This window comes from Rhizobium laguerreae, assembly GCF_019778565.1.
GTDB classification, from domain to species: Bacteria; Pseudomonadota; Alphaproteobacteria; order Rhizobiales; family Rhizobiaceae; genus Rhizobium; species Rhizobium laguerreae.
Map to the genome: position 1 here is coordinate 1 of NZ_JAAXQT010000013.1, position 25,090 is coordinate 25,090.

The 25,090-nt window shown below is 56.8% G+C and carries 22 protein-coding genes and 2 pseudogenes; 8 read left to right on the forward strand and 16 right to left on the reverse strand.

Features of this window, described 5'->3' with window-relative positions; genetic code table 11:
- Nucleotides 1–134 (forward strand): annotated as a pseudogene (locus HFO71_RS36025) (Crp/Fnr family transcriptional regulator); the annotation flags it as partial.
- Between the two features lies 1 nt (nucleotide 135).
- Here HFO71_RS36025 and HFO71_RS31060 read toward each other — a convergent pair.
- Nucleotides 136–375, reverse strand: coding sequence for a DUF6894 family protein (locus tag HFO71_RS31060; protein ID WP_221978087.1), 240 nt, complete (start codon nucleotides 373–375; stop codon nucleotides 136–138).
- 218 nt (nucleotides 376–593) lie between these two features.
- Between HFO71_RS31060 and HFO71_RS31065 the strand changes: the two genes are divergently transcribed.
- Both HFO71_RS31065 and HFO71_RS36030 read left to right on the forward strand, forming a co-directional pair.
- Entirely contained in the window at nucleotides 594–842 is a 249-nt protein-coding gene (locus tag HFO71_RS31065; RefSeq protein WP_168337581.1) for a hypothetical protein, read from the forward strand.
- A 74-nt stretch (nucleotides 843–916) separates the two neighbouring features.
- Nucleotides 917–1,153, forward strand: coding sequence for a hypothetical protein (locus HFO71_RS36030; RefSeq protein WP_003551300.1), 237 nt, complete (start codon nucleotides 917–919; stop codon nucleotides 1,151–1,153).
- Between the two features lie 439 nt (nucleotides 1,154–1,592).
- Here HFO71_RS36030 and HFO71_RS31070 read toward each other — a convergent pair whose 3' ends face one another.
- From HFO71_RS31070 to HFO71_RS31125, 12 genes and pseudogenes are all read right to left on the reverse strand, one after another.
- Nucleotides 1,593–1,853, reverse strand: coding sequence for a DUF982 domain-containing protein (locus HFO71_RS31070; protein WP_221985637.1), 261 nt, complete (start codon nucleotides 1,851–1,853; stop codon nucleotides 1,593–1,595).
- Nucleotides 1,854–2,217: 364 nt separating this feature from the next.
- Nucleotides 2,218–3,170: pseudogene (locus HFO71_RS31075) on the reverse strand (ATP-dependent metallopeptidase FtsH/Yme1/Tma family protein); the annotation flags it as partial.
- Between the two features lie 269 nt (nucleotides 3,171–3,439).
- On the reverse strand, nucleotides 3,440–4,327 hold the full coding sequence (locus tag HFO71_RS31080) for a PfkB family carbohydrate kinase (protein WP_221978026.1): 888 nt from the start codon (nucleotides 4,325–4,327) through the stop codon (nucleotides 3,440–3,442).
- Entirely contained in the window at nucleotides 4,324–5,199 is an 876-nt protein-coding gene (locus HFO71_RS31085) for a MurR/RpiR family transcriptional regulator (RefSeq protein WP_037168216.1), read from the reverse strand. The genes HFO71_RS31080 and HFO71_RS31085 overlap by 4 nt, the downstream gene beginning before the upstream one ends.
- The gene (locus HFO71_RS31090) at nucleotides 5,196–6,176 is read right to left on the reverse strand and encodes an ABC transporter permease (protein ID WP_221978027.1); all 981 of its coding nucleotides are present in this window, start codon (nucleotides 6,174–6,176) and stop codon (nucleotides 5,196–5,198) included. Before HFO71_RS31090 ends, HFO71_RS31085 begins: the two co-directional genes overlap by 4 nt.
- 26 nt (nucleotides 6,177–6,202) lie before the next feature.
- A complete protein-coding gene (locus HFO71_RS31095; protein ID WP_221978028.1) occupies nucleotides 6,203–7,720 on the reverse strand; it encodes a sugar ABC transporter ATP-binding protein in 1,518 nt (505 codons plus the stop codon).
- 64 nt (nucleotides 7,721–7,784) lie between these two features.
- Complete coding sequence (locus tag HFO71_RS31100) at nucleotides 7,785–8,849, reverse strand: sugar ABC transporter substrate-binding protein (protein WP_168337904.1); 1,065 nt, start codon at nucleotides 8,847–8,849, stop codon at nucleotides 7,785–7,787.
- Nucleotides 8,850–8,906: 57 nt separating this feature from the next.
- Nucleotides 8,907–9,887 carry a sugar phosphate isomerase/epimerase family protein gene (locus HFO71_RS31105; RefSeq protein ID WP_168337918.1) on the reverse strand — a complete coding sequence of 327 codons (981 nt, stop codon included), beginning with the start codon at nucleotides 9,885–9,887 and terminating at the stop codon, nucleotides 8,907–8,909.
- A gap of 143 nt (nucleotides 9,888–10,030) precedes the next feature.
- Nucleotides 10,031–10,891 carry a carbohydrate ABC transporter permease gene (locus HFO71_RS31110; RefSeq protein ID WP_245007033.1) on the reverse strand — a complete coding sequence of 287 codons (861 nt, stop codon included), beginning with the start codon at nucleotides 10,889–10,891 and terminating at the stop codon, nucleotides 10,031–10,033.
- Between the two features lie 73 nt (nucleotides 10,892–10,964).
- Nucleotides 10,965–12,089, reverse strand: coding sequence for a carbohydrate ABC transporter permease (locus tag HFO71_RS31115; protein WP_245007020.1), 1,125 nt, complete (start codon nucleotides 12,087–12,089; stop codon nucleotides 10,965–10,967).
- A 114-nt stretch (nucleotides 12,090–12,203) separates the two neighbouring features.
- The gene (locus tag HFO71_RS31120; RefSeq protein ID WP_168340150.1) at nucleotides 12,204–13,865 is read right to left on the reverse strand and encodes a type 2 periplasmic-binding domain-containing protein; all 1,662 of its coding nucleotides are present in this window, start codon (nucleotides 13,863–13,865) and stop codon (nucleotides 12,204–12,206) included.
- 85 nt (nucleotides 13,866–13,950) lie between these two features.
- A complete protein-coding gene (locus HFO71_RS31125; protein ID WP_168337902.1) occupies nucleotides 13,951–15,012 on the reverse strand; it encodes an ABC transporter ATP-binding protein in 1,062 nt (353 codons plus the stop codon).
- A gap of 360 nt (nucleotides 15,013–15,372) precedes the next feature.
- Between HFO71_RS31125 and HFO71_RS31130 the strand changes: the two genes are divergently transcribed.
- The 3 genes from HFO71_RS31130 to HFO71_RS31140 all read left to right on the forward strand — a co-directional run bounded on the left by HFO71_RS31130 (nucleotide 15,373) and on the right by HFO71_RS31140 (nucleotide 17,799).
- Nucleotides 15,373–15,813 (forward strand): RbsD/FucU family protein, encoded by a 441-nt coding sequence (locus tag HFO71_RS31130; protein WP_168340152.1) that lies wholly within the window; start codon nucleotides 15,373–15,375, stop codon nucleotides 15,811–15,813.
- 412 nt (nucleotides 15,814–16,225) lie between these two features.
- Nucleotides 16,226–16,675 carry a hypothetical protein gene (locus HFO71_RS31135; RefSeq protein ID WP_221978029.1) on the forward strand — a complete coding sequence of 150 codons (450 nt, stop codon included), beginning with the start codon at nucleotides 16,226–16,228 and terminating at the stop codon, nucleotides 16,673–16,675.
- Nucleotides 16,672–17,799: a hypothetical protein gene (locus HFO71_RS31140; RefSeq protein WP_221978030.1), complete on the forward strand. Its 1,128-nt coding sequence runs from the start codon at nucleotides 16,672–16,674 to the stop codon at nucleotides 17,797–17,799. Before HFO71_RS31135 ends, HFO71_RS31140 begins: the two co-directional genes overlap by 4 nt.
- A gap of 1,025 nt (nucleotides 17,800–18,824) precedes the next feature.
- Here the strand turns inward: HFO71_RS31140 and HFO71_RS31145 are convergent.
- From HFO71_RS31145 to HFO71_RS31155, 3 genes are all read right to left on the reverse strand, one after another.
- Complete coding sequence (locus tag HFO71_RS31145) at nucleotides 18,825–19,808, reverse strand: hypothetical protein (protein WP_221978031.1); 984 nt, start codon at nucleotides 19,806–19,808, stop codon at nucleotides 18,825–18,827.
- A gap of 1 nt (nucleotide 19,809) precedes the next feature.
- Entirely contained in the window at nucleotides 19,810–21,078 is a 1,269-nt protein-coding gene (locus tag HFO71_RS31150; protein WP_221978032.1) for a hypothetical protein, read from the reverse strand.
- 794 nt (nucleotides 21,079–21,872) lie between these two features.
- A complete protein-coding gene (locus HFO71_RS31155) occupies nucleotides 21,873–22,877 on the reverse strand; it encodes a hypothetical protein (RefSeq protein WP_221978033.1) in 1,005 nt (334 codons plus the stop codon).
- Nucleotides 22,878–23,024: 147 nt separating this feature from the next.
- Between HFO71_RS31155 and HFO71_RS31160 the strand changes: the two genes are divergently transcribed.
- Nucleotides 23,025–23,801, forward strand: coding sequence for a phage Gp37/Gp68 family protein (locus tag HFO71_RS31160; RefSeq protein WP_221978034.1), 777 nt, complete (start codon nucleotides 23,025–23,027; stop codon nucleotides 23,799–23,801).
- Between the two features lie 35 nt (nucleotides 23,802–23,836).
- Nucleotides 23,837–25,081: a three-Cys-motif partner protein TcmP gene (locus HFO71_RS31165; protein ID WP_221978035.1), complete on the forward strand. Its 1,245-nt coding sequence runs from the start codon at nucleotides 23,837–23,839 to the stop codon at nucleotides 25,079–25,081.
- Nucleotides 25,082–25,090: the final 9 nt, after the last annotated feature.

Sequence of the window (25,090 nt, forward strand, 5' to 3'; positions counted from 1 at the left end):
TCCACGCGATCCGATCGACCCGCGGTAACGTGCGAATAATGGACAGGGAAAAACTGATCGAAATTGCCGGTGGCTGCTATGGAGTGCCGGAGCGCGAATACGAAAAGCTGCTGGGTCCGCTCCGCGCCAGGTAGATTAGCCCATTCGCTTAACCGCTTCGGAAAAGGGCAATACGAGCAGGATATCGCCTGTTTCGTTTCTGATCTCGACGCTTCTTGACGCAATGTCATATCCAAGCAGCACGGCACTGCTCATCAATGCGCGAGCATCACGCACCGCTTCCATGCGAGCGGCATCCAGATCAGCAAGCTCGGTTCCTTCCCAGTCGTCGAGCGATCCTGCTTCAGACAGAATGTTGAAGTAGAAGCGTGGCATTCGAAATCCTTCACAGCCCGGCGTGGCCGGCAGGATAGCCTGTTCATTTTGCCTGTCTGTCGCGGTCAAAGCAACAACATCAGTAACGCGTTCGCCACTATGCCATGTCGCAGCCGGCAACTGTCCGCAACCGCACGGATGGTTGGCCTTGGGAGGTTGATGCACTACGGTTCTTATCGCGATCCGGGCGAGCTGTTGCGAGGCTCAAGGAGGATGATATGGCGAACTTCAATCTCTCACTCCAGATAGAAGACGTGAACGTGCTTTCGGACGCTGTTCGGACTTGGTGCCGGCATAATCACGCCGCGCCAACGGAACAATCAATGCAGTTGCTTTGCAGCGCGGCGGTCGACCTCTATAATCAAGGACACAGGACGCGCGAGGAGCTGGTCACGCTGTTGATCACTAGGTTTGATAGCCCCGACTCGCTGAAGGTCAACGCGCCGTCGTCCACGTCTCACCACTAGTGATATCGGTCTCCTCTCCTGGCCTGACACTAGAGGGTGACAAGACGCTCCTATCGGATCTTGGAGGCATAGAAATGCTTCAGTCCCTCATTTCATTGCCCGATCAAGACATCGAGCTCGTCATCACCGCGGTTCGGCAGTGGTGTACAATGAACGACTGCGAGATCGATAGTAACGAAGGCCGTCGCGCCCTGACCCTTGCCATCGACCTCGTCCAGTACTCCTCCCGAGATACTCTCTTCCAGGACTTGACTAAGCGCCTTTGCCCCCGGTCCGGTCCGATAGACGCGGAAACCTCCGGCGCTGGTTGACGAGCACGGGTACGAAGGCTGAAATTCTTCCGATTCATGGACGTGGAACGCAGGTAGATTCCTTTGCACATTTGCGGTGCGTTTATCAGCGCCGGCTGTCGGTGCCGCTCATCCAAGCTCATGCAATGGTCGATGCCGGAGCTATCGACCGCGTTTCAGCCAACCATGCAATTCCAACAATTTTTCGTAGTCCTTCTCGACCATCCGGCATGGGACGCGGTCGAACGACTGTTCGCCGTGGAGACCGCTGAAGTCAGGGTGTCTCTCCTGGCCAGGTCTCGCGCCATTTGTAGATCGGCTGGTATATACATCTTCCACTGCTGGACTCATCCATCGGTAGACGGCAATTTAAGCACTTGCTGATGTATGGTGACAAGCCGGTTCGATTCCGGCCCGCAAGCCGCGAAATTCCGCGCAGCCGAACCTTCCACAGGAACGCTCATGAGAGCACCCTCGCAGCGACAGCAGCCTCCATGAACGTCCTGCGGGCAAGCTCAGCGCCTCCACGGTGTCTGATGGCGTCTGAGCATCTGCATTTTGCAGCCGCGTATTCTGGTTGCGATTGCGATGGCCAACGATGGAGCAAGGCTTCCAATGCAGCCTTAGGACCGTCGATACGCTCGAGGAAGCCATTTCCGATACGAACGAACACGGGGGCTCCCCAACTGATGTTCGGGTCAGCTTTGATGATCGTCTCCATTGACGAGCCTCCTTCTTTAGCTGCGTACGATGCCAGTCGACCGAACCTTGCTGTTGCGCGGCAGTTCCCATTCGTCGGCGTCTGTGCGCAATCGGACAGGGATCAACAGCGCAATATCGGAGAGATGGCCCCGATACCTGATGGCCGCGCGGACCTCCTGGCAAGCTTTTCGGTGGTCGACTTCAATCCCTCAGCACCGCGGGGGTGTTGGCATCGTTGCCGATGACCGCGAGACCGTCGAGTGGGAGGGCTGCAGGTTGGGCTGCGCCGGGTTGGCGACGTGATGCAGAGGGAAAAACTTCAGCTCCCATCGAAGTAACGAAAACAAAAGTCTCCGCCGAGCCGGCCATCAGCGGCGTCATTGTTATGCTACCGGTGGGGTTGCGGCCGGGCCGAGTTCCGGCTGTTCAACGGTGTCCACAAGCACCTGCAATTCACGCTCATCGAGAGTTTCCTTCTCGAGGAGAAGCCTAGCGGACCGATCCAGTATCTCTCGCCGCTGTCCGAGGAGCGCCACTGTTTCATCGAAGACACGGTCGACGATCCGACGGATCTCCTCGTCAACCCTCGCTGCGGTCTCATCGGAATAGTCGCGCTCCTGCGGACCGTAATACAACCGATCAGCCCCCAGTAACGAGCGCCGGTCTTTCTCCAGAGCCACGTGTCCCAGCTTGTCGGTCATGCCATAGCGTGTGACGATCGCGCGGGCAATGTCCGCAACTTTGACGAGATCGTCGGCAGCACCCGTCGAAAGATGGCCAAAGACGATCCATTCCGCCGCGCGGCCACCGAGCAGCACGGCCATCTTGTTCTCCAGTTCCTCCCGCGTCATCAGGAAGCGATCCTCGATCGGACGCTGGACGGTATAGCCGAGGGCACCGATCCCTCTCGGAATGATGGACACTTTGTGCACCGGATCGACGCCGGGCAGCGCCATGGCGACCAGCGCATGTCCCATCTCATGATAGGCGACGATTTCACGCTCTCTTGGATTGAGCAGGCGATTGCGCTTTTCGAGACCGGCGACGATGCGTTCGCGTCATTGAAATCGGCCATCGTCACCGCCTCCGCCCGACGGCGCGTGGCGAGCAGGGCTGCCTCGTTGACGAGATTGGCGAGGTCGGCGCCAGTGAACCCCGGTGTGAGCGCGGCGATTTTTTCCGGTGAGACATCGGCCGCGAGCTTCACTTTCCTAAGGTGCACGCCGAGAATCTGGAGCCGGCCCGACTTGTCCGGCCGATCCACCAGCACCTGCCGATCGAAACGACCGGCACGCAGCAGAGCGGGATCAAGTACCTCTGGTCTGTTGGTTGCGCTGTCTGCGGAGGAATACATGAACTACCTCCTTGGTGGTCCAGTTTTCGTCCGCGCCCCCGTTTCGAACCGCTGGCACGCTATCAACGCACGCAGCATTTAACTGATAATAGGACTTGAGCTGTCTTGGTTCGTGCATGTCGTTCGGCCGAACTCGACCGGTTTTATGTCATAGCCCTCGTCAAACGATAGAAGAATGAGGACGCTAGAACCCTTGTTCTGGAAGACATGGTAGTCTCAATCAACGCTGCCTCTGTTTTAAGCTTTTCCGGTCACACACGATCTTTTTCAGGGGTACTGACCAGCTTCGCGGCGTCTATATTCGCCTTCCCAAGAGCAGAGTTCATCGTTTTCCCAGATGCGATTTCTGCAGCCAGCACGCCAATGAACTCGTCACCGGCGCCATGGGTGCTTTCAACAACGACCCTGACGGCCTCAATAAGGATTTCATTCCCTTGGCGATCTGCAAAAGCGACACCGACACCTCCTGCGGTCACCACGACCTCGGGAAAGACACTGGCAAGCCTCTTTGCAGCTTCCAGAGCGCCAGCGAGTGTTTCTACGACTGGAAGCCCTGCCAGCATTTCCGCTTCGATTGCGTTGACGACGAGGATATCGATGAGCGGCTGAAGATCGGACGATAGCGGGCGCGCCGGTGCTGCATTGATCAGCACACGCCCACCCGCCCGCTTCACCGCTCTTGCCGCTGCGACATTGGCGGCATCCGGGATTTCGCTCTGCAAAACAAGGAGCGTCGTCCTGTCCAGAAGATCCCGAGCCGCTGCGACATCGCCATCGCCAAGCGTGAGATTGCTTCCGGAGACGATGACTGCGCCATAGTCTCCTTCGGCATCGAAGATCGCCACACTCATGCCGGTGGATTGCGATGCGCTACGCCGAACGAAGGTGTGATCGACATTTTTGCGATCGAGATTTGCAATGAGAAACCGCCCGAATTCGTCATCGGCAACCGCCCCTATCATCGACGTCGCAATACCCGTGCGCGCCGACGAAACGGCCTGGTTGCCGCCCTTGCCGCCGCTTTTCGGATGCCATGATGTTCCCGTCACTGTTTCACCCTTGCGCGGCCGGGCCGGTCCCATCACGGCGATGTCGTAGTGGAGGCTGCCAAAGACGGTGACGCGGGGTGCAGTTGTCATGGGAGTCGATCTTTTCGTTTGGACGTGACGGCGGACATGGTCCGCTCGAGATTGCGTTCGGCAGCTTTGTAGTCACGCTGGGCAACGGCAACGAACACAGCGTCGAGGATGTTGAGCTGCGCGATCCGCGCGGCGGCATTCTCGCCCATCAGAGGAGAACCCTGCGCGGTGGAACAAAGCACCACGTCGGCCGCCTGCGCCAACGCAGACGAGTTGTAGTTGGTGATGGCAATCGTGCGAGCGCCGTTTCGCCGCGCAAGCTGGATCGCCTCGATCACCGCCGTGGTATTGCCCGAATGGGAAAAGCCGATTGCAATGTCTCCGTCGACCAGCAGCGACGCCGACATCAGCATCATGTGCAAATCATCGAAGACGCTGGCCCGCACGCCGATCCGCAGAAATTTGTGCGACACATCCCGCGCAATTTGCGCGGAGCCGCCCACGCCATAGAAATCGCGCTGTTTGGCACGATGGATCAGATCCGCCGCCCTGTCGAACGCCTCCATGTCGAGGATCGACAATGTTTCTTCCAGGGCATTGATCGAGGTGCGAAACACCTTTTGCACGATCTCCTGCGACGTATCGTCTACCGAGAGTTCCTGATGCATTTCGGCCGTGGGCTGGCGGTTATACTGGCTGACCGCCGCGCGGAAATCCCGATACCCGGCAAAGCCGAGTTTCTTGGTGATCTTCACCACCATGGCTTCCGAAACTCCGGCATCGTCGGCAATCTGTTTCAGAGACGTGTCGTCGCTGAAGTCGCGCAACGCAAACACCGTATCGACCACCTTAGCTTCAAGCGGCGTCAGCAAGGGCATCATCATGCGGATTCGAGGGCCGACGGCCTTCGTGTCGAAGTTTTCGGTATTCATTCTCGTCCCCTCGTGGCGCGATCGATCATCATCGCAACGAGGATTATAAGACCGGTTGCCAGCAGTTGATAGAAGGCCTGGACGTTCATCAACGTCAGACCGTTGCGCATCGTACCGAGAATGATGGCGCCGAGGATCGTTCCCAGAATGCTGCCCTTGCCGCCCATCAGCGAGGCTCCGCCAATGGCCGCGGCGGCAATCGCATCAAGCTCCCAGAGATTGCCGAGGATCGGCTCGGCAGCGCCCAGGCGCCCGATCAGAATCAGGGACGCAAGAGCTGCAAGTCCACCGGAGATCACATAAGCCGTGATCTTGGTACGGGCGATCGGTACGCCGGCGACGTAGGCCGCTTCCTCGTTGCCGCCAACGGCCAGGAGATACTCGCCGATCGGGGTCTTCTTGAGTAGGACCCAGGCGGCCAGCGCCACAACGGCAACGATCAGAACGGGTGTTGGGATCCCCAACAGGTTTCCATTGAAGAGCGATCGAAAACCCGTGGGGATGCCAAGAACGGGATTGCCGCCCGTATAGATGAGCGCGAGCGCGCGGTATGTACTCAACGTACCGAGTGTCACGATGAAGGGCTGCAGACCGACATAGGCGACCAGCACTCCGTTTATGAAACCGCAGGCGATGCCGATCCCGAGGCCCGCCAAGATCGCAAGTGGAACCGGCGTTCCGGAAAGAAGCAGGGTCGCCGTGATGACCGCCGATATCGCAGCCGTAGGACCGACGGACAGATCGATACCGCCCGATATGATCACCAATGTCATGCCAAGCGCCAAACAGGCGTTGATGCTGGATTGCTGCAGGATATTGACCAGGTTACGTTCCGACAGGAAGCCGGGAACCAATGTTGCAAACACGGCCATGATGACGACGAGGCCGATCAGCGTGCCGGCGTCTCTCAAAGAAAACGAGAAGCGACCGAATGCGGGCAAGAGTTTCGTGTCGGCGGCGGCCGGCGAGTTGCTCATAACGTGTTCCTTTGTTTCGTCCACGCCTAGGCGGCCGGAGCTGGCGTGCGGCCGGTATTTGCACCGGGAATGGCATGCGCCACGATGGCGCTTTCGGTGAGGTCGGCGCGTGCGATTTCCGCGGCAATCTGCCCGTCCCGCATGACAAGGACCCGATCGGAAAGCCGGATGACTTCCGGCAGTTCGGACGAGACCACCACGATGGAATACCCATCGGCGGCCAGCGCCTCGATGAGGTGATAGATTTCCGCCTTGGCGCCGACGTCGATTCCACGTGTGGGCTCGTCGAACAGGAGAATCTGCGATTTACTTGCCAGCCAGCGGGCGATGATCGCCTTCTGCTGATTGCCACCGCTGAAGAGCCGGATCGGTCTGTCCAACTGAAAAGGCCTGAGATTGACCCGGCGCAGCAGGTCCTCCGCCGTGTTGCGCAACTTGCCGCCCTGAATGATGCCGGCTTTGGAGAAACTTCCGAGCGAGGGAAGTGCCATGTTGATGGTGACCGAGCGGACGGGGATGATCCCCTCCCGCTTGCGCTCTTCAGGAACGAGACCAATGCCGGCAGAAATGGCATCGCGGGGATTGCGCAGGTTCACGGTTTTGCCGTCTATGTCGATCGTGCCCGCCGTCAGTCTGTCAGCTCCAGCCAGAAGGCGCAGGAGTTCCGTCCGGCCGGATCCGACAAGCCCGGCAATGCCGAGAACCTCGCCACGGTGAAGTTTGAACGATGCGTCCCTGATTTTCGTCAGCGACGAGAGCCCCCGCGCCTCGAGTTTGACCGTCGCGGTCGCGTGTGAGACATGCTGCTCCTGCATCAGCTCGCGCCCCACCATCATTGTGATGACATCCTGGTGGGAAGCCGCTCGTACATCCACCGCACCGACAAGCTTGCCGTCGCGCATGACACTGGCGCGCTGGCAGATGCGGAACACTTCGTCCATCTTGTGCGAGACATAGATAATCGTCACGCCACTGGCCGATAGCTTCGTTATAACCTCGGCCAGCCGTTCGAACTCACTGGGCGTCAGACTGGATGTCGGTTCATCCATGGCGATGATCCTGGCGCGGTCGAGCAAGGCCCGGGCAATCTCGACGATCTGGCGCTGCGCCACCTTTAGCGAAGAGATCGGGGCCGCGGGATCGATGCCGGGTTCGATCATCGACAATGCTTCGGCAGCCCGCCGCTCCTGCTCGCGCCTCGAGACGAACAACCCGCCCACGGTCGTCAGCGGATGGCCGAGGAACATGTTCTGCGCGACACTCAGATGCGGGACCTGCTGCAGTTCTTGGTGGATCATGGCGATGCCGGCACCACGCGCATCCATCGGCTTGCGAAAGGAGACATTTTCGCCGTCGACAAACATGGACCCGGAGGTTGGACGAAAGACGCCAGACAGGATGCGGAGCAACGTCGACTTTCCCGCGCCGTTTTCACCGAGAAGCCCATGGATTTCGCCGCGCGCGACATCAAAGGACACGTCGGACAATGCGTTCACGCCCGGGAAGCTTTTGGATATCGCCTCGAATCTCAATCTCGGTGTCATTGCGTCACCCTCCAATCGGCAAGAGATGCCGGCCAGAACGACCGGCATCTTTCTCGTTTGGCGATCACTTCGCCTTGGCTGCGTCTTCCATCAGCACGGCGCGGACATCGACGCCCTCGCCCTGGTAGCGCGCGACATTGTCCTTGGTGATGAGCGCCTGCGGCGTGGCGACGACGCGGGGCAGTTTCTGGCCGGCAACAAGACGCAAGGCGGTTTCAAGAGCTACTTCGCCGGTCAGCACTGGGAAGCTGTCGACGGTGCCCGTCAATTCTCCAGCCTTGATCGACGTATAGGCATCGGATATGCCGTCCGTGCCGAATACGGCGACTTTGTCCTGAAGACCGGCTGCCTTGACCGCCTCGACGATACCGAGCGCCATGCCGTCATTGTTGGCATAGAAGCCGATCAGGTCGGGATGCTGCTGCAGGATGTTGGTGGCGGCGTCATAGGATGTCTGGCGATCCCAGTTGCCCGGAACGCTTGCGACGACTTCGAACTTGCCGCCTTCGCTGATTGTCGACTTGAAGCCATCAGTGCGCTGGACGGCGGCGTAGACACCAGCCTGCCCTTCGACGATCGCAACCTTGCCGCCTTCCGGCCGGTTCTCGATGAACCATTTCGCCACGCGCACACCATTGTCGCGCTGGACGTTGCCGACATAGTGCTCCGCCTGCGGAATTACGGCATCGTTGACGTTGACGACCGGAATGCCGGCAGCCTTCGCCTGTTCGATGACCGGCTGGAGATTGGCGTCGGTCTGCGGCGAGACCAGCAGGACATTGTATCCCTGGGTGATCAGGCCCTCGGCGATCGTCAGCTGACCCAACTGATCGCCTTCGCTCTGTGCCGCCTGGTAGACGACAGGCACGCCGACTTTGTCGCCAAACTTCTTGTAGCCATCACCCAGCGAGCGCCAGTATTCGTTGGTCAGCGTCTTGGACACGGCACCAGCCTTTGTACCTTCCGGCAGCTTGGGAAACGCACCGAGCTTGGCTTCGAGCTGCGACCAGTCCATGCGGTCCTTTTCGGTGTCGGAGTTGAGTGGGGCAAGATCCTGCGCGATGGCGGCGCTGAACAGGAAACTGGCAGCCAGACCTGCGGCAACAGTCGTCTTCAAAAATGTCTTCATCGGTTCCTCCCGAGTGTGAAAGTCACACGCCGTCTGGCGTGCTGTGGCTGTTGGAGTTCAAGATCCCGCGCCAAGCATCACTTCTTGAATGATCGCCTGGGCGGAAACGGCATCCTGACGGTCAATCGCACCAGACAGGCGATTGTCCTGCTCAAGGCGGTCCACGACATCAAGCATGCGCTTGACGGTCTGGATGTTCACCTCGCATTCGTGGACCGGATCGAGACCGGTCATATCCGGGAATGTGTCGAAATAGATCGCCCCGTCATAACCGTCCTTGCGGATCTGGCGCAGCAGTTCGATCGTCTGTTGTGTATGAACGGCGCCAACCATCAGGCCATCGTCACGCTTGGCGTAGCCGTCGTTCAGATGGACGCCGAGCACCCGGCTGTAGCGGGCGATCAGCGCCGCCGCGAAGGCCGGCTGCTCATCGGCATAGAGCACGTGGGCGAAGTCCAACGTCACACCAAGATTGGGGAGGCCGATTTCCTTGATGGCCAACAGCGTCGTGGCGCAGTCGGGCATCAGGCTATAGGAGCGCGGCTCGTTCGGCTTGTATTCGATGCTGATCCGGCAATCGGGATCATGCTCGCAAACTTCACGAATTCCAGAAATCTCGTGTTGCCACAAGGTTGCATAGTCGGCCTGGAACGCGTAATCGAACCCATCCTGCCCGAGCCAGATGGTCATCAGATTGCTGCCGGCCTCACGGGTCGCGTCGATGCCCTTCTTCGTGAGGTCGATGGCTTCACGGCGAACCGCTGCATCAGGGTTGGTGAAGGCGCCAATCTTGAAAGCGGGATTGGTGTAGTAACGCATCGCAAAGCCGTTGACCGCAAGGCCCATATCCCCGATCTGCCGTGCCAATTCGCGCGAATCTTCAGAGACGTGGTCAGGATAATTGAGATCGAGATCCGTCAAGCCGTCGACCTTTGCAGCACGGGCGACCATCTGCTTGACACTCGGCTTCCCGGAAAGATCAGGCCATTCGGCCTGCGGCCGGGAGGCAAAGGAGTTGAGGCGGGTGGCGAATTTCAATGGGGTCACTGGACTGGGCTCACATCGTTTAGCGTTGGGGTCTACTTCACATAATAATAGTAATTTGTAAAGTTATGAAATGTTGTGCGGCGCACCATTTCGCGCGATCGTGCTCGTCCTGGGTCGACGAACGAGGCTCCGCGCTATTTCACCGCGCCCGCCGTCAGGCCTTTAACGATGTAGCGCTCGAGGAATATGCCGATGAGCAGGAGCGGGAGAATGGCAGCACTCGCGATCGCTGCCATGGACCACCAGTTGATGCCCTGCGATCCGGTCTGGCTTGCGACCATTACCGGCAGTGTCTTGGCTTCGGTGCTGGTCAGAAGGGCTGCGAAGAAATACTCGTTCCAGCATAGAATAACCGACAGAATGAAGGCTGCGACCATGCCGGGCAGTGCAATGGGCAGCACGATCCGCACGAACGCGCCCCAGATCGAGCAGCCATCGACAAGCGCAGCCTGCTCCAGCTCCAGAGGGATCGTGTCGAACTGGTCGCGCATGATCCAGATGACGATCGGCAGCACCATCAGCGTGTAGACCAGGATGAGGCCGACAAGCGAGTCCAGCAGCATCAGTTGCTTGTAGAGAACCAGGAAAGGCATCGCGAGCACGACCGGTGGCAGGATGAGCTGGGACAGGAAGAAGAAGGAGATGTCCTTGTTGCGCATCCAGAGGAATTTGTAGGAAAAGCGGCTGAGGCCGTAGGCCGCGAGCGATCCAATCATCACGGCGAGCAGCGAGGCGCCCGCCGACGCAACGACACTGTTGAAGAACCGGCGGATGAACTCGTCGCGCACGGTCGATTGGGCAAAGATCGTGTCGGGCGACAGGCCGAGCGAACGCCAACCTTTCCAGTCCGGCTTGAAATCCACGAAGGGAATGAGATGGCCCTGAGTGACGTTCACGGCGGTCTTGAACGACGTCGTCACCGTCCAGTAAATCGGAAACAGAGAAACGAAGGCCCAAAAGACCAGGGCGGCGTAGATCAACATGCTACGGGTCATGAAGCCGGGCAGCGCGAAGCTTCGACGTGCGGGCGTTTCTGGACGGATTGCCCCATGTGCTGTCGACATCGTGTCAGCCCTCAGTTGTTCTTTGCATCCATCGGCTCGCCCATTTCAGGATGAGCGCGACAAAGACGATGATGATGACGAGATAGACTTCGGCAAGCATGGTGCCGTAGCCGACGTTGGAACGGTCCCGATATTCGCGGAAGATGAAACTCGACACCGTGTCCGTCGCGCCACCCGGGCCGCCTGCCGTGACATTGATGACGATATCGGCGAGTTTCAGCTCGAATATGATCCGCAGGATCAAGGCGGTCATGCTCACCGGCAGCATCAGGGGGAAGGTGATCTCCTTGAACGATTGCCAGCCGGTGGCGCCATCGACCCGCGCCGCCTCCTTGATTTCCGCAGGCAATGCCTGCAAGCCTGCCAGCAGCAGAACCATCATGAAGGGAATGGAGACCCACGCATCCATGGCCATGATCGACAACCGCGCCAGCCAGGGGGTCGAGAAGAAGGCGGGATTGTCCCAGCCAAGATAACGTGCCAGCGTCGCCGCGGGACCGAAGCGGTACTCCATTAGCGACTTGCCGATCATCCAGCTGACGGCGACCGGACTCAGCATCAACGGCAATAGAAAAGCGACGCGGAAGAACTTGCGCGCCTTAATCTCTGCGTTGAGGAGAAGAGCAAGGCCGAAGGCGATCGCATATTGAACGAGAACCGCCAGAACATAGTAGACCATGTTCAAAAGCGCGTTCCAAAAGTAGGCATCCGCTAAAAGCGTGCGCAGATTGTCGAGGCCGTTGAAGTGTCGTCCCTCGACCGCACTGAGGTTCCAATCGGTAAACGCGATGTAGAGGCCGAAGATGGTCGGAAAGATCACCATGGCGACGGTAAAAAGAACGGCCGGAAGGATGAAGGCCGCGCGCTCGCCAGCCTCACCGCGGATCATCACCTGGGATACGCCGAAGACCACAGCCCAGATGAGATAGACATAGAGCAGAGGGCGCCAGCTCTCAAAGCCCAGTGCGATGACGCTCATGGCATCGAGCGACTGCAGCGCCAGGACCGCGATGAAAGCGATGGTCGCAAATGTCAACAAAGCCCTGCCGAGCAGGATATGCTTTCCGGCAGGAGCAGCACGGCGCGCTGCGAACGGTGCATTCGTGACCAGCGTCATTGACTGAGACATGGCAGCAGACCCTCACGGCAGAAGTTCGAAAATTGTTTCTGCGGTTCCGGCGACATGGGAGAATCATGCCGCCGGAGCCCTTCAGATGAGCCTTTGAGGCGATTGACCTCAGGCTCAGACGCCGAGCGATGCCTTGTAAAGCGCTATCTGCTTGTCGCGACCCAGTTGATCGGTGATCTTTTCCCAGGCAACGGCAATCGCATCCGCCCCCTTCTGGGCTGTCATCTGGCCGGCGAACACCTTGGCCAACTCGTCTTCTGCAACGCTGTAATACTGGAAGATGCCGGGGATGCGCGGCTCGATGGCAGCATTGGGGTGATTATACGAGTTCGACTGCGAGGCAAGATAGTTCGAGATGAAGGCCTCGTCGTAGCCAGCCTCGACCCATTCCTTGGTGTCGAACTGGCTCTTGCGATAGCACTGGAAACCGGACGGATATGCCGCCATCCACAGAGCCAGGTCCTTGCCGCCGAGATGGGCAGCCGCGCTCCAGGCTGCCTTCTTCTTTTTTTCGTCGCTGTCGACCCGGGCCATGACGTAAACGCCCCATCCGAGGTAGGCCATGTTCGGGGCGTGGTTCGGACCACTCGGCAACTTGTCCCACTGACCGGTCTTCGAATTGTAGACGTCGTCCGAGCCAGGCAGGATATCGAAGGCGACGGTGTCGCCGATCACCGACGTGTCGCTGGTGCGCGCGCCGGAGCCGACATCGCCCCACCAGGAAACCATGGATCCGGTACCAGCCAGGAACTGCTGGAAGGCGGTGGTGCCGGGGTCCGCATTGAGCTGATCGCCAGACTCCGACGGCAGCGCGTCGATCACGTCTTGAATGGCCCGGACCCAGGCCGGGTTGTTGATCCGCGGCTTCATCGTATCAACGTCGAAGAGCCAGGCCTTGTCGTCTGGATGCTTGGCATAGGCGGTGGCGCGGCTGCCGAGGAAATAGAAGCCGAACCCACCCCAGGCTTTCGGCGCATCGAGATAGCCGATCGCTTCCATGCCGCCGATCGTCTTGCCCTTGAGGAACTTGGTGACTTCCTGAACCTTCTGCCAGGTCTTGGGTACGCCCCAGTCGCCCTCATGTCCCTCGTCCTTCCAGGCCTTTGCCAGGTCGGCATCGGTGAAGTAGTCGGCGCGGTAGTTGAAGTTGTGGCAATCGCCATCAACCGAGATGCGATACGTTTTGCCCTCCCAGGTTCCGACCGGCGCCTTGAGGTAGTCGACATAGTCGTCCATGTCGATCTGGGCCTTGACCCAGTCCGGCATTTCGGATGCAAGCCCCTTGCCGCAGACGTCGCCCTCGAAAGGCGCGCCCATCTCCAGGATATCGAAATCCACCGTCCCGGTGGCGATGGCCTGCTGCAGACGCGGATTATAGTCTGCCTGCGCCAGATCGATCCACGAAATCTTCGCACCCGTATAATCTTCCCAAGATTTCAGAAAACCGCGGAAGATCACATTGTGGAGATTCTGGTTGTTGAGCCCCATGAAAGACAGTTCGACGCCGGCGAATTCGCCCTGCTTCACGCTGCTCTTGGTCGCGCCGAGGCACAGTTCCCCGACCTTCTGCCAATCCGCATCGGTCGGCGAACCCTTGCCGACGCCGGGAATCTGCAGGATCTGGCTGCGCAAGGACGCGTCCTGCGCGCGGGCGCTGCCGACAGCACCGAGAATGGTGCCGGCGGCGGCAAGAGCCCCCAGACTGGCGCCGGTCTTCAAAATGGCGCGGCGGCTCAGGCCGATCGCCATCATTCTTTCGAAGTCACTGACCTTCATAATTCACTCCTCCCGTTGAACAAATCATCACATGTGATGGGTATCGGCCGAGCCCCTGCGTCGCGGTGCATCGGCGAAGCGGCTTTCAATCGAGCCGCAATCCGGTCTCCAGATCGAAAAGATTCACGGATGCCGGGTTTGGCGTCATCGCCATCGGCTGGCCGGATTGATCCTCCACCCGGTCGCGAAAGACGCCGATGACCTTCTGGTTGCCGATCCGGGCAAAAACCTGCGTCTCCGATCCCGTTGTTTCCACGACAGTGACGTTGGCCGTCACTTCGCCGCCAAGCGCGAAATGCTCCGGCCGGATGCCGTAAAAGGCGGGCCGGCCATCGGAGCCTTCCGGGGAGCGAACAAGCGGCAGCCGGATACCGTCGTCGGTCTCGAAAAAACGTGCCCCGGACGTCCGGATGTGGCCTTTGAGCAGGTTCATCGACGGCGAGCCTATGAAACCGGCAACGAAAATGTTGGCCGGCTTGTCATAAAGTTGGAGCGGTGAACCGGCCTGCTCGACGCGTCCGTCCCGCAGCACGACGATGCGATCCGCCATCGTCATCGCTTCGACCTGGTCATGGGTGACATAGATCATCGTGGTCGCGAGCCGCCGCTGCAATTCCTTGATCTCTGCGCGCATCTGCACCCGCAGCTTCGCATCCAGATTGGAAAGCGGTTCGTCGAATAGAAAAACCTTGGGATCGCGCACGATCGCCCGTCCCATGGCGACGCGTTGTCTCTGGCCGCCTGAGAGTTGACGCGGATAGCGTGCGAGATAAGGAACCAGATCGAGAATCTCGGCCGCTTTCTTCACACGGGCATCGATATCCGCCTTAGGCTCTCCGCGCATTTTCAAGGCGAAGCCCATGTTCTCGGCGACTGTCTTGTGGGGATAGAGAGCGTAGCTCTGGAACACCATCGCGATGTCGCGATCTTTTGGCGGCAGATCGTTCACCACCTGGCCGTCGATGAGAATATCGCCGAATGTAATCGGCTCTAGGCCGGCGACCATGCGCAGAAGGGTGGACTTCCCGCAGCCCGAAGGGCCGACCAGCACCACGAACTCGCCGTCGGGTATTTCCACCGAAACCCGGTGGATAACGGTCAGGCTTCCGTAGGCTTTGCCGACGTTCACGATATCCATGGATGCCAATGCGAATTCCTCCCGATGCGTCGCGCTCCCCACGACGGTTGATCGTCCCTCCAGAAGGCGGCGGCGGGGCGTCGCATCCAGCAACACCGCCGCCGCCCGGTCCGCCCTGGAAGGGACATCATTCGGCTAGAAACTTCACATAATAACATCTGCGTGTAAAGTCGTTTACCCGCACGTCCGAAATATTTTTATGCCGCCTCTCATTCTCCGTTCTTTGCTCCTATTTATGCCTGCAATAGCCGGTGGATCGCCCTAGATACCCGATGACGATCCTCTGCTCGACGTTAAAGCATGATTTGCAAACATCACGACGTGTATATACTATGTGAAGAAAATCGCTGCAGCCAAGGGAGGCACCAGGTGCTGAAAGGAATCGATCCGGTCATCAACGCTGAACTGATCCATGCGTTGATGCTAATGGGGCACGGGGACCAGCTGGTCTTGTGCGATATCAACCATCCCGCCCAGACCATCGCCCGGCACACCACCTACGGCCGCCTCATTGACCTCTCCGGCTGTGGTCTTGAGCGTGCAGCGGAAGCGATCCTAAAGCTGTTTCCGCTCGACACATTCGTCGACGCCCCCGTGATACGGATGCAGGTTGTGGGCGACCCGGAAAAGCAGATGCCAATCTTTTCCGCGATGCAGACGGTCCTCGATCGCGCGGAGGTGCGGCCGATCAGGATGGACGCATTGGAACGCTTCGCATTCTACGAGGCGGCAAAAAACTCGTTCGCAATTGTCAGAACCTCGGATCCCGGTCCGTACGGATGCTTTATTTTCAGCAAAGGTGTCATTTAGTCGAAATGACCGCCTTGAAAGGATTGGAACCAGCGACCCTGCTATTGGAATATAGCCAACGTGCTGAAGTTTCTAAGCCATCGGAGCGCCGTTTCGTGAATAGGAGCGAGGCGAAGCCGCTCCGGCCAGACATGCCTCATCCACCCCGCGAATGGAGCCCCTGTCGTCAAAGGAAAGGGATATGGCAATGGCGGCCGACAAAACCCGGTCCCGAATTGACGGGGTACAGGATTGGCCAGATCACTGAGTTCACCGTTAAGACCCTTCATACAAGGTTCCATTCACCGAACATCTTTGGTGACAATAAATGCTTGTCGTCCCAAGCTTGGCATGTCGCGTTAGACTTAAAGTTGCAGGGTCGCCGTTTTGATGTTAATTCTCAACAGGACAGAATTGTTTTACCAGGACCATCATGACCTACAAGGATGCGCGAAAGTGGATCGTTACTTGGAGCTTTGGCCTCATGACAGTCTACGGAGCTGTGTTCATTGTCGGGCCAGCCCTGAGATACCCTCTGGCTTTTGATCAAAGTATTCAATTATTACAAATCGTGTTTCCGCTTTTTCTCGGTTATCTTTCGACGGCAATCGTGTTCATGTTCGAAGGAACAGATGCTCCCCCAGCGATAGCCACGCCCGAATTGCTCGGACTGTTGACTAAAGGTCCATTCGTTGCAGCATCAATAATGAGCCTCGCGCTTTTCGTGGCGTTCTGGATAGCAAACAGCACAGACTCTGGTAGCGCGCTGTCGGACTCAATGTCATTCGAGACGTTTTCTTCCATATTTTCATTGGTCATCGGGATTTATACGGCAACGACCAGCGCTCTGGTCGCATATCTGTTTAAGAAAGAGCGGCAATGAGACGCGTGCTCCTATTGCTGGCTTTCTCCGCCACGCTTCTCAGTCCAAGTCCTAACCTCCGTGCAACCGACGATATCCTCACACTCCAACAGCCAGGTCGACTAACTTATATCGATTTACACGTCAGAAACGAGAGTAGGTTCTTTGGCCTGTATGAATACAATGACAGCGCGACTGCTCCGTTTGATTTTATATGCAAGACTTTAAGTTGCGTCGACACTGGATCTCAGCTTAACAACAAGCTGGGCACGTACAGCCGCTACTTAGAGTTAGCTCGGCCATTTAGTTCCTTTATGTCCCTCGCCGATGAAGAAATTCTCAAAGAAATTACGACCGAGCGCGATGCTTCGCTAAACCGGGCGCGCTACGTCACCACCAATTCAAGCTATGCCTATGCTTTTCTCGAGAAGCAAAATATAAGGCAATTCGACGAACATCGGTATTTGAATTTCCGTCTTGTCGACCGCGATACGGCCTACAAATCCGTCACGGTCTCGATCCCGCCATTGGTCGCCAGGGGTATCGCCATCTGCGCAACCCGCTTGCGCAAAGGTCGGGAAGGCGTGATGCACGGTTGCTATTTGATCGCAATATTGTCAGGCGACCGGCCGTTATTTCGGACAATTGTAGGCGTTAGGACAACACCTGCGGAACGACGGGCTAGCAACCCGTTTGTGGACGCCTCATATCAACATGCGCCGATTTCCGAATTAGATCTAGACAGCAGTACCCCATCGTACACCCTGCCAGCTAGAGCGGTCGCAATACCGGACACTTGTAGGAGGAAAATGGCGGAGGGACTGCATGATGCCTTGGCGTCGAACCCGGGTATCGCCTTCACCAAAGATCGCTTTGAACTGGAGATCGAAGAGCGATGGTTCCGCATCGTCGGTGAAACCGAAACGAGAGTTTCCAAAATCAGAAACGATTCTTGGGAGTCAATCGCGGCAGACATCAGCTTCCGGCCGGGCATCGGCGATACGGGTTCGCGCGTTGTTCGCCTGTACGGTTATTTTGGCCGGCAACCAGGCGATCGCCGGGAAGCGCCAACGCAAGTATATCAAGAATATTACACGAGGATTTCTGCGGTGTGGAGTGACGTCTCTAGCAGGTACTGTCAATAATTGCGCGCTTAAAATTGGTCCGCTACGAGTTTCTGTTGCGTTAGGCCGCAAGATTCTCTCGAAAACCCGCTGAGGCGCCTGAGCAGCGAGCCGAGTCCGGGTTCGTCGACCGCACCAGCCGCCTCGTGTGGGTAAACTAGCTTAACTGCCGGACTGTTAAGCTCTTGAGCCAATTCGAACCAACGACCGGTAGTTTGTGCGATCGCTACCGCATTGTTTGTGTTACGATCATGTTGCGGCAAAAGTCCTAGCCGTGAAGATATACGAACCTAGTCAACGGCTAGTCGAGAGCGATGTCGTTTGATGATCTCTCCGCATGGGCAACGGCCAATCCTGGAAGATCTAAATCCGCAGCACGCATCCCCGACCAACTTAGGCTTATCACTGATAGCCATCGTCCATCCTATTCGCACCTTCAAACATCGACAGTAGAGATCTTCATCTGATGGTGAGCCTGTGAACTTTTACGATCTCGACGAAGATGCCCGTCAATCGCTTCTCATGGCACGCCGCGGTGGTATTAAGAGCTTCGCCCGAAAGGTCGATGGGATTGCTAGCACCATCTACTGGTTTTATCACGGCCATAATGTTCATCCGTCTCACATTGTTGCAAAGCTTCAGAGGTCGCTTATTTCGAATGCACCTCCAGCTAACAGCGCCCGGTCCCTAGAGGAATGACCAATCTGGGCCGTTTGCCGACCGGCAGTTTCTGGCATCCGAAAGGCGATAGCGGACAACCGATCCGGTAGGTCCGTGGTCCCTGACCGACCATTCCTGACATCGCGGATGCGCCTTTCGGTCTCGCCATAGCAGTAGCACCATAAGGCGCCGACGAGGGCGAGACCGTCGATGGGGCGATCCAGGCGCAGGGCGATCTGACTGGAGCTTCCCCGGGCGGGCGAGCATGGGTAGGGTAGATCGTTCGAAGATCGGACGGCGGAGCTGCCGGTCTTGGCCAACCGTGGCGAGCGCCAAACCGGTGCACGTCGGCTGGCCAGTGGAAGCTGGACAGGCCAGCAAGTGCGCTATTTCGAGCGTAATAAAGGTTCAACGGTCTCTTTGTACGACCATTCCGGCACCACAAATGGACCATCAGGTCCATCTCTCAATGATTCCCGCAGTCGAAGGTCATTTCTAAAAAGCTTCTCTCCGATCTGCCGGACCTCGGTAGCGTGATAATCACGCAGGGCAATGTAGCGGTTCGCAGCAACATCTGATGTTGGCATTGCAGCCTTCGCCAGATTGAGGCCGGCCGAAAGCAGGGAGAGGAAATTGAAAAAACCCGCTGACGCATCAGAGCGCCGCATCTCGTCAATTGCGCCCTCGATTTTGCGTGTCATTGATTCATTTGCTGCCACCAAGTTTGAAATTTCCTCCTTGATGCCCATTTTAATCAGCTGTTCTTGGTACTGTTCGTAGTAGCGCTGCCAAGCCACTGCTTGCAGCCTGAGTTTCTCAACGCCAGCGCTTGTCGCATGCAGTTTTGCCAGGGCGGTCGCCGCCCGCATTTGCTGATCAGCAGCAAGTTCCGCGTCCGCGATCCTTACTTTATCGGTTCTCCACACACGCCTTGCCGGGTCATACTCAAGCCAGAGTCCGTGTCGTAAGACAGGAACATTGCTGCGTTCAGCGAAGTCATCGATCCGCAATTGTCGGTCAGCAATTTCATGTTGCATATCTGCCGAGAGGTTAGGCTCTTCGGATGCAAATGTTCTCTCATTGATGATTGCGTGAGAGGGCGTCTGGCCGTATCCACGCGGCACCATCAAGGCCTCGTATCCATCATCCCCTTGGACCCAAACCACCTCGAACAGGACACCGTACTTTCTGTACGAGTTCGGAAATCCGCTCTTATAGGTTTCCAACAAGGCCGCATCGAGAGTGCCGTCACGCGGCGTATAGTCGCCCGTCAAGTCGCTGTATCCTTCTGCAAGCTTGTCGAGCCCTTTCGTGAGACCCCACGCGCCCAGTGTTTCCAGAAACCACGCGGCAATAGTTGGAACTGGCAAACTACTTTCCCCCGATTTCTCGTGCGACCCTTGTCAGTGTCGGATACAGCGACATTTCAATTTTCGCGTCGTAGGGTGCCGCCTGCTCCACCAGCATTGCCGCTGTCTTGCGGTCTAACTCATCGATCGCAGCAAGGAATCCTCTACGAACAATGTCCGGTTGGAGAGCATTGATATCCAACCGTGAGAGTGTGTCCTCTTGGATGAGTCCTTCTTTCGTCACCGGGTAGTTACAGTCAATGCGAAGCTCTTCATTCAGTCTCTGCAACTCATTATATGTCTGCTGGTCGAGGCTAGATACACTCTGAGTCGGGCCTATCCTCATGCCGAATGGTTTTTCAGATCTCGCTGCCAGCGTTAGCTCGCCTTCGAATCTGTTGAAATTGTATTCACGATAGTAAAGGGCGCGAGTTGTATATATTACTGTATTTGAATCCGAGCCGCCCATGCCATCGGGAAATGTGTAGGCTTCCTCGTGGGTCGAGTCCACATAATAACAGATAAACTCCGATCGCTCAATTGTAGCGTATCTACGCAGCGCCTCCAGCGAAGGACTTGAATAAGGCTCTAACAAGCCACTGATCTTTTGGTTCAGCGCGCGCCTCTCATTTGCGAATGACCCCGTAAAGTTTGCATCGACGGCCATGTTGTAAAACCGGAGGTAATTGCTTAACGCGCTAATCCACGCAGCCTCGCTGACAGCGAACGGTAGCAGCGCGTTGTCGCTTGCATTCCCGGTAAGCGCTCCGGTGAGCAGGGCATAGGCCTCCTGCTCAATCATGAACATCAGCGGTAAATGAATCACAAGATTTTCGCCGACTTCATACGATTCATTCAGCACTTGTTGCCGAGCTTTTCTAACGTCGTCGTAGAGAGCGAAGAGGTCGCGGTAGTAAGCGTACCTATCTGCGTCAGTGTTTGATGTCTGACCCTGCTCTCGAAGTTCATAGAGTGCTTGGGCCTGGCCCGCAACGGCCCTCACGGAGAAGTAGTCATAGATATTTACCGGAAGTTTAGCCTGCCCCTCTCTGATCGCTCCAAGCTCACTCAAGGCGGTCTGCAAACCGCGGTTGATCTGAGACAGATTTTCCGACATAGCTGTCAGAATGGAGGTGAGCCCGCCGCTGCCGCTTTTCCTGAACGCCCCTACGATCGTAGAGGCGGCGTTTACGACCAATATGGCGGTTTCTACTTGGCCCGCAGCCGGTTGGACAAGAGCCAGCCAGGTACCGATTAATGGGGCCAAGAGAACTGCGGTACGCTTGGTCATTGGCTTGCGGCATCCCGATTAGATTGAAAGGCAAGCTAGCACATGATCGGCTCCTGGTCACGGTAGCAGCCTGATGCGATGATCGATCAAAGTGCCGGCAGCGTTGCTCTAGCTTGACCGCCAAACTCGCCATGTGTGGTTGGGTCGTGAAGGCCTAGTCGCCAAGTTCCAAGATGGGCGTCGCGAGGTTGGCTGTATCCGACGCCGACTAGCGAGCTATACGCCGGATGGCGATGGGGCCGAATGCTGCTTCCTGCTTAGTAGGCTAGCAAGTGCCAACGTGTGATTCCAGGCGATTGGCCACAGTCGGCTGTTGGCGCAACTACGATGTTCAGGCTAGTCGCCAGCAACGTCTGCTATCGGGCAACAGCAAAGATCAGCTCAACGGCCGACAAGCAGGCGCAAAGTTGACGTTCAGCGATCTGACCTTCTATTTCCGATTGGGCGCCATTGCGAAAGTGAACGATGCTCGCCTTGAGCGGATTCGAACCGTTGACCCTCCCTTTACTAGAATTTCAACCACTTGAGAAGGTTTGATAGTTTCACTCTATCGATTGTCTCGCCGACGGTTCGGGAACATGTCTTCGCCGCGATGGTGCAGACGCGTATGTTGTAGGCGGCATAGCCAACGTAGAGTTACACGTATGGCTGAAATTGCGCTCTGTCGAGATAGAAGTCTCTCTGCGGACTGCGCTCGCCGGTCTGTACGTCGACCACCTGTGCAGTCGCTTACCCCATATCTTCCGGCAGGCGTGAGATTGAGTGCGGGCAGATCACCCAACGACAGATTGACGTCACGGCGACGTAGCAAAAGTTCTTTCGTACATCCGCCACTCCAGCGTCGAGACAAGAGTGTTTTTTTCACCCGGACCCAACCCCAGGATTGTAGTATGGCGACGTATCGCAAACTCGGGCGCCGCCATCCAGGATGCGAGCAAGCTCGTCTTCCATGTGAGTTGCTTGGGCAGCGGAGTAAGCAGACCCTGTCGAGGAAACACCTTCTCATTGACCAACCCAGTACATAATTCGCCCAGCGCGCCCGTGGTAAGGTCCGCAATAGCAGCAAGATCTTCGAGAACTAGACTTCCATCTTCGGCAATGCCCGTTGTGCTGCAGCGAATGTGACCGAGGGAATGGGAAAAATAGGAGGCCATGACACGCTGGAAAAGTCGCGTTAGGCTTGTAAGCAAACTCACATTCGCGGCGATAGCGTCTTCATCAATAACCCAAAGAACGTCCTGTCCTGGCGACGACAGGCCTGACAATAGAAATGCGCTCAGGTGCAACACTCGTAGCAAGCGCTCTTGCACATTCGCCTTCCATCCCTTCAGTAATTCAGCGCCCACCTCGTCCTCGGCGGGACCCGTGAAAAGTGATCCACCCTTTTTGGATATGGCAAACTGTACCAAGTAACCTTCGATACCAGCCGCCGCCCGCATGAATGGAACTAGTGCCTGACGCCGCATACCGTCGTTTAGTGCCTTGAAGGACATTCGTCGGCTGTTCGGCAGGATTGAATGGCGAAATCGGCGTTGGTGCGCCAACCAGTTCTGGTTTTTCGCAAGGTCCAATATCAAGAATGTGTAAGTATCAAAGTGCTGCTTTTGATGGTGGCCGCCAAAATCCGCGACTAGCAGAAGCGTGCGACCCCGCGTGAGGATCGGGAATTGCAACCGCTTAGCAAGGAGGTCAGCATTAAAGCTATCGCTTAAAAACTCGCCCACACCTTTGGGCGAAAAAGTAGATAAATGGCCCGACGAAGGTAATAGGTCGAATGAGACCTGAAAGGGAGTTGTCATGGATGTTCAGCTCGGTTCACGAGGGACAAACTTCCCATATTAGAAAGGCGCATAAATCATTTCTACAATCTATAGACGAACACTGCAAATTAACGAGAATTAAGGGTATGCTGATGTCATATCACCCAGACTATCGGAGGGTTGCAAGTGGCTGAGACGCAGATCGAATGGACTGACGCGACATGGAATCCCGTCGCGGGTTGCACTATCATGTCCGCTGGATGCACGAACTGCTACGCAATGGCCATGGCCAAGCGGCTGGAAGCTATGCATGTAGACAAATATGTGGGCTTAACCCGTACGAGCGGAACAAGGACAATCTGGACCGGGATTGTCCGGGAGGATGAAACCGCCCTCCTCATTCCGCATGCGTGGAAAAAGCCTCGCAAGATTTTCGTCAATTCGATGAGCGACCTTTTCCATGGTTCAGTCTCCGATGAATTCATTTCAAAAATCTGGCAGGTGATGCGCGAAACGCCGCATCACAACTACCAGATCCTCACTAAACGGCCAGACCGCATGGCTGCTGTTATACGCCAGGTGATTGGCGAAATTCTGCCAAACGTGTGGCTTGGAACCAGCGTCGAGAACGAGGCTGTGACGGAGCGCGTTGACCATCTTCGTCAAGTGCCTGCAGCCATTCGCTTTATTTCTTTCGAACCGCTGATCGGTTCTGTCGGCACCATTAATCTTGCCGATATCCATTGGGCTATCGTCGGCGGAGAAAGCGGCAAATCTGCTCGACCACTTCAGGAGGAGTGGATCGATGAGATATACGCCCGTTGCCTGGACCACGAGACGGCGTTCTTTTTCAAGCAATGGGGAACGTGGGGCAAGGACAATAAGCGGCGGTCGAAGAAAGCAAATGGCCGAGAATATAAAGGCCGCACATGGGATCAGATGCCTACCCATGCAATAGCGTGAGGTCACCACGAAACGCTTTCACAATCGGGGGATGAGTGGTCAGGAAACGGTATGATTGGGAAGGTGGCGCGCAACTTGACGAGCACTCGAAGCGCAAACACAAGATTCTGCACGAATATGTCCTGCAATATATAGTTGTCAGATGTAAGCACCCGCAGCAGCCACGCTTCCGCTTCGCCATTGTTGACGGCTTCGCTGGTGCAGGACGATATGCTGGAGGCGCCCTGGGCTCACCCCTCATCTTCGTTGACCGAGTAAATGCCGCTGCTGAGGAGATAAATCTGGCGCGGGCTATCGAAGGGCTTCCCAACATCGACCTAGAATGCCACCTGATTCTGAATGACTCTGACCCGACCGCACTTTCTCTCCTGAAGCAGAACATTGCTCCACTGCTTGCCGAGGTGCGGGAAAGCAGCAAAAATCTGCGAATTGAAACGAGCTTTCTCAACGAGAGATTCGAAGACGCTTACCCAACGATCAAAACAATACTGACATCAGCGAAAGTTACGAACGTATTGTTCAACCTGGATCAATGCGGACATAGCTACGTCGACCGCGCGACATTGGTCGACATAATCCAGACCTACCAATCTGAAATTTTTTACACCTTCAGTATCCAGTCGTTCTTGGCCTTTTTGAGCCGAACAAACCCCGATCTCTTGCTGTCACAATTGGCTTTCTTGGGCTTGCCCCTTCGAGATATCGAGCAGTTGAATTTTCCGATGAGCAACGAACGATGGCTGGGCACGGCAGAGCGCCTCGTGTTCGGCGCGTTTCAGGTCTGCGCGCCATTTGTGAGCCCATTCTCCATCCACAATCCAGATGGATGGCGCTACTGGTTTATCCACTTCGCCAAGTCATACCGCGCCCGCCAAGTCTATAACAATGTGTTGCATGACAACAGCAGCTCGCAAGCCCATTTCGGCAGGGCCGGCCTCAATATGCTGAGCTATAACGCTCGTCACACCGACGGCCATCTTTACCTTTTCGATCAAGCAGGGCGCACAACGGCGGTTGACCAACTACGGGACGACGTCCCGCGACTTCTCACCGACAGGGGCCGTGCGATTAATGTGCTTGATTTCTATGAAAGTATCTACAATTTGACGCCTGCGCATTCGGCCGACATACTTTCATCGCTGGTTGGTCATCCCGACGTCAAGGTCACGACCAAATCCGGAGGCGAACGGCGCAAGGCCAGTACCATTAAGGTAGCTGATACTATCAGTCTGAACCCTCAACGTACATTCCATCAAATACTACGACCGATTGAAAGCTGACGACCGGAA

What these genes read in the sequence shown, in the direction of transcription:
- HFO71_RS31120 (WP_168340150.1), bottom strand. Translation starts at nt 13,865, where the DNA reads ATGAAGGTCAGTGACTTCGAAAGAATGATGGCGATCGGCCTGAGCCGC.
- HFO71_RS31140 (WP_221978030.1), top strand. Translation starts at nt 16,672, where the DNA reads ATGAGACGCGTGCTCCTATTGCTGGCTTTCTCCGCCACGCTTCTCAGT.
- HFO71_RS31070 (WP_221985637.1), bottom strand. Translation starts at nt 1,853, where the DNA reads ATGGAGACGATCATCAAAGCTGACCCGAACATCAGTTGGGGAGCCCCC.
- HFO71_RS31090 (WP_221978027.1), bottom strand. Translation starts at nt 6,176, where the DNA reads ATGAGCAACTCGCCGGCCGCCGCCGACACGAAACTCTTGCCCGCATTC.
- HFO71_RS31150 (WP_221978032.1), bottom strand. Translation starts at nt 21,078, where the DNA reads ATGACCAAGCGTACCGCAGTTCTCTTGGCCCCATTAATCGGTACCTGG.
- HFO71_RS31080 (WP_221978026.1), bottom strand. Translation starts at nt 4,327, where the DNA reads ATGACAACTGCACCCCGCGTCACCGTCTTTGGCAGCCTCCACTACGAC.
- HFO71_RS36030 (WP_003551300.1), top strand. Translation starts at nt 917, where the DNA reads ATGCTTCAGTCCCTCATTTCATTGCCCGATCAAGACATCGAGCTCGTC.
- HFO71_RS31095 (WP_221978028.1), bottom strand. Translation starts at nt 7,720, where the DNA reads ATGACACCGAGATTGAGATTCGAGGCGATATCCAAAAGCTTCCCGGGC.
- HFO71_RS31155 (WP_221978033.1), bottom strand. Translation starts at nt 22,877, where the DNA reads ATGACAACTCCCTTTCAGGTCTCATTCGACCTATTACCTTCGTCGGGC.
- HFO71_RS31110 (WP_245007033.1), bottom strand. Translation starts at nt 10,891, where the DNA reads ATGACCCGTAGCATGTTGATCTACGCCGCCCTGGTCTTTTGGGCCTTC.
- HFO71_RS31065 (WP_168337581.1), top strand. Translation starts at nt 594, where the DNA reads ATGGCGAACTTCAATCTCTCACTCCAGATAGAAGACGTGAACGTGCTT.
- HFO71_RS31135 (WP_221978029.1), top strand. Translation starts at nt 16,226, where the DNA reads ATGACCTACAAGGATGCGCGAAAGTGGATCGTTACTTGGAGCTTTGGC.
- HFO71_RS31060 (WP_221978087.1), bottom strand. Translation starts at nt 375, where the DNA reads ATGCCACGCTTCTACTTCAACATTCTGTCTGAAGCAGGATCGCTCGAC.
- HFO71_RS31115 (WP_245007020.1), bottom strand. Translation starts at nt 12,089, where the DNA reads ATGTCTCAGTCAATGACGCTGGTCACGAATGCACCGTTCGCAGCGCGC.
- HFO71_RS31085 (WP_037168216.1), bottom strand. Translation starts at nt 5,199, where the DNA reads ATGAATACCGAAAACTTCGACACGAAGGCCGTCGGCCCTCGAATCCGC.
- HFO71_RS31100 (WP_168337904.1), bottom strand. Translation starts at nt 8,849, where the DNA reads ATGAAGACATTTTTGAAGACGACTGTTGCCGCAGGTCTGGCTGCCAGT.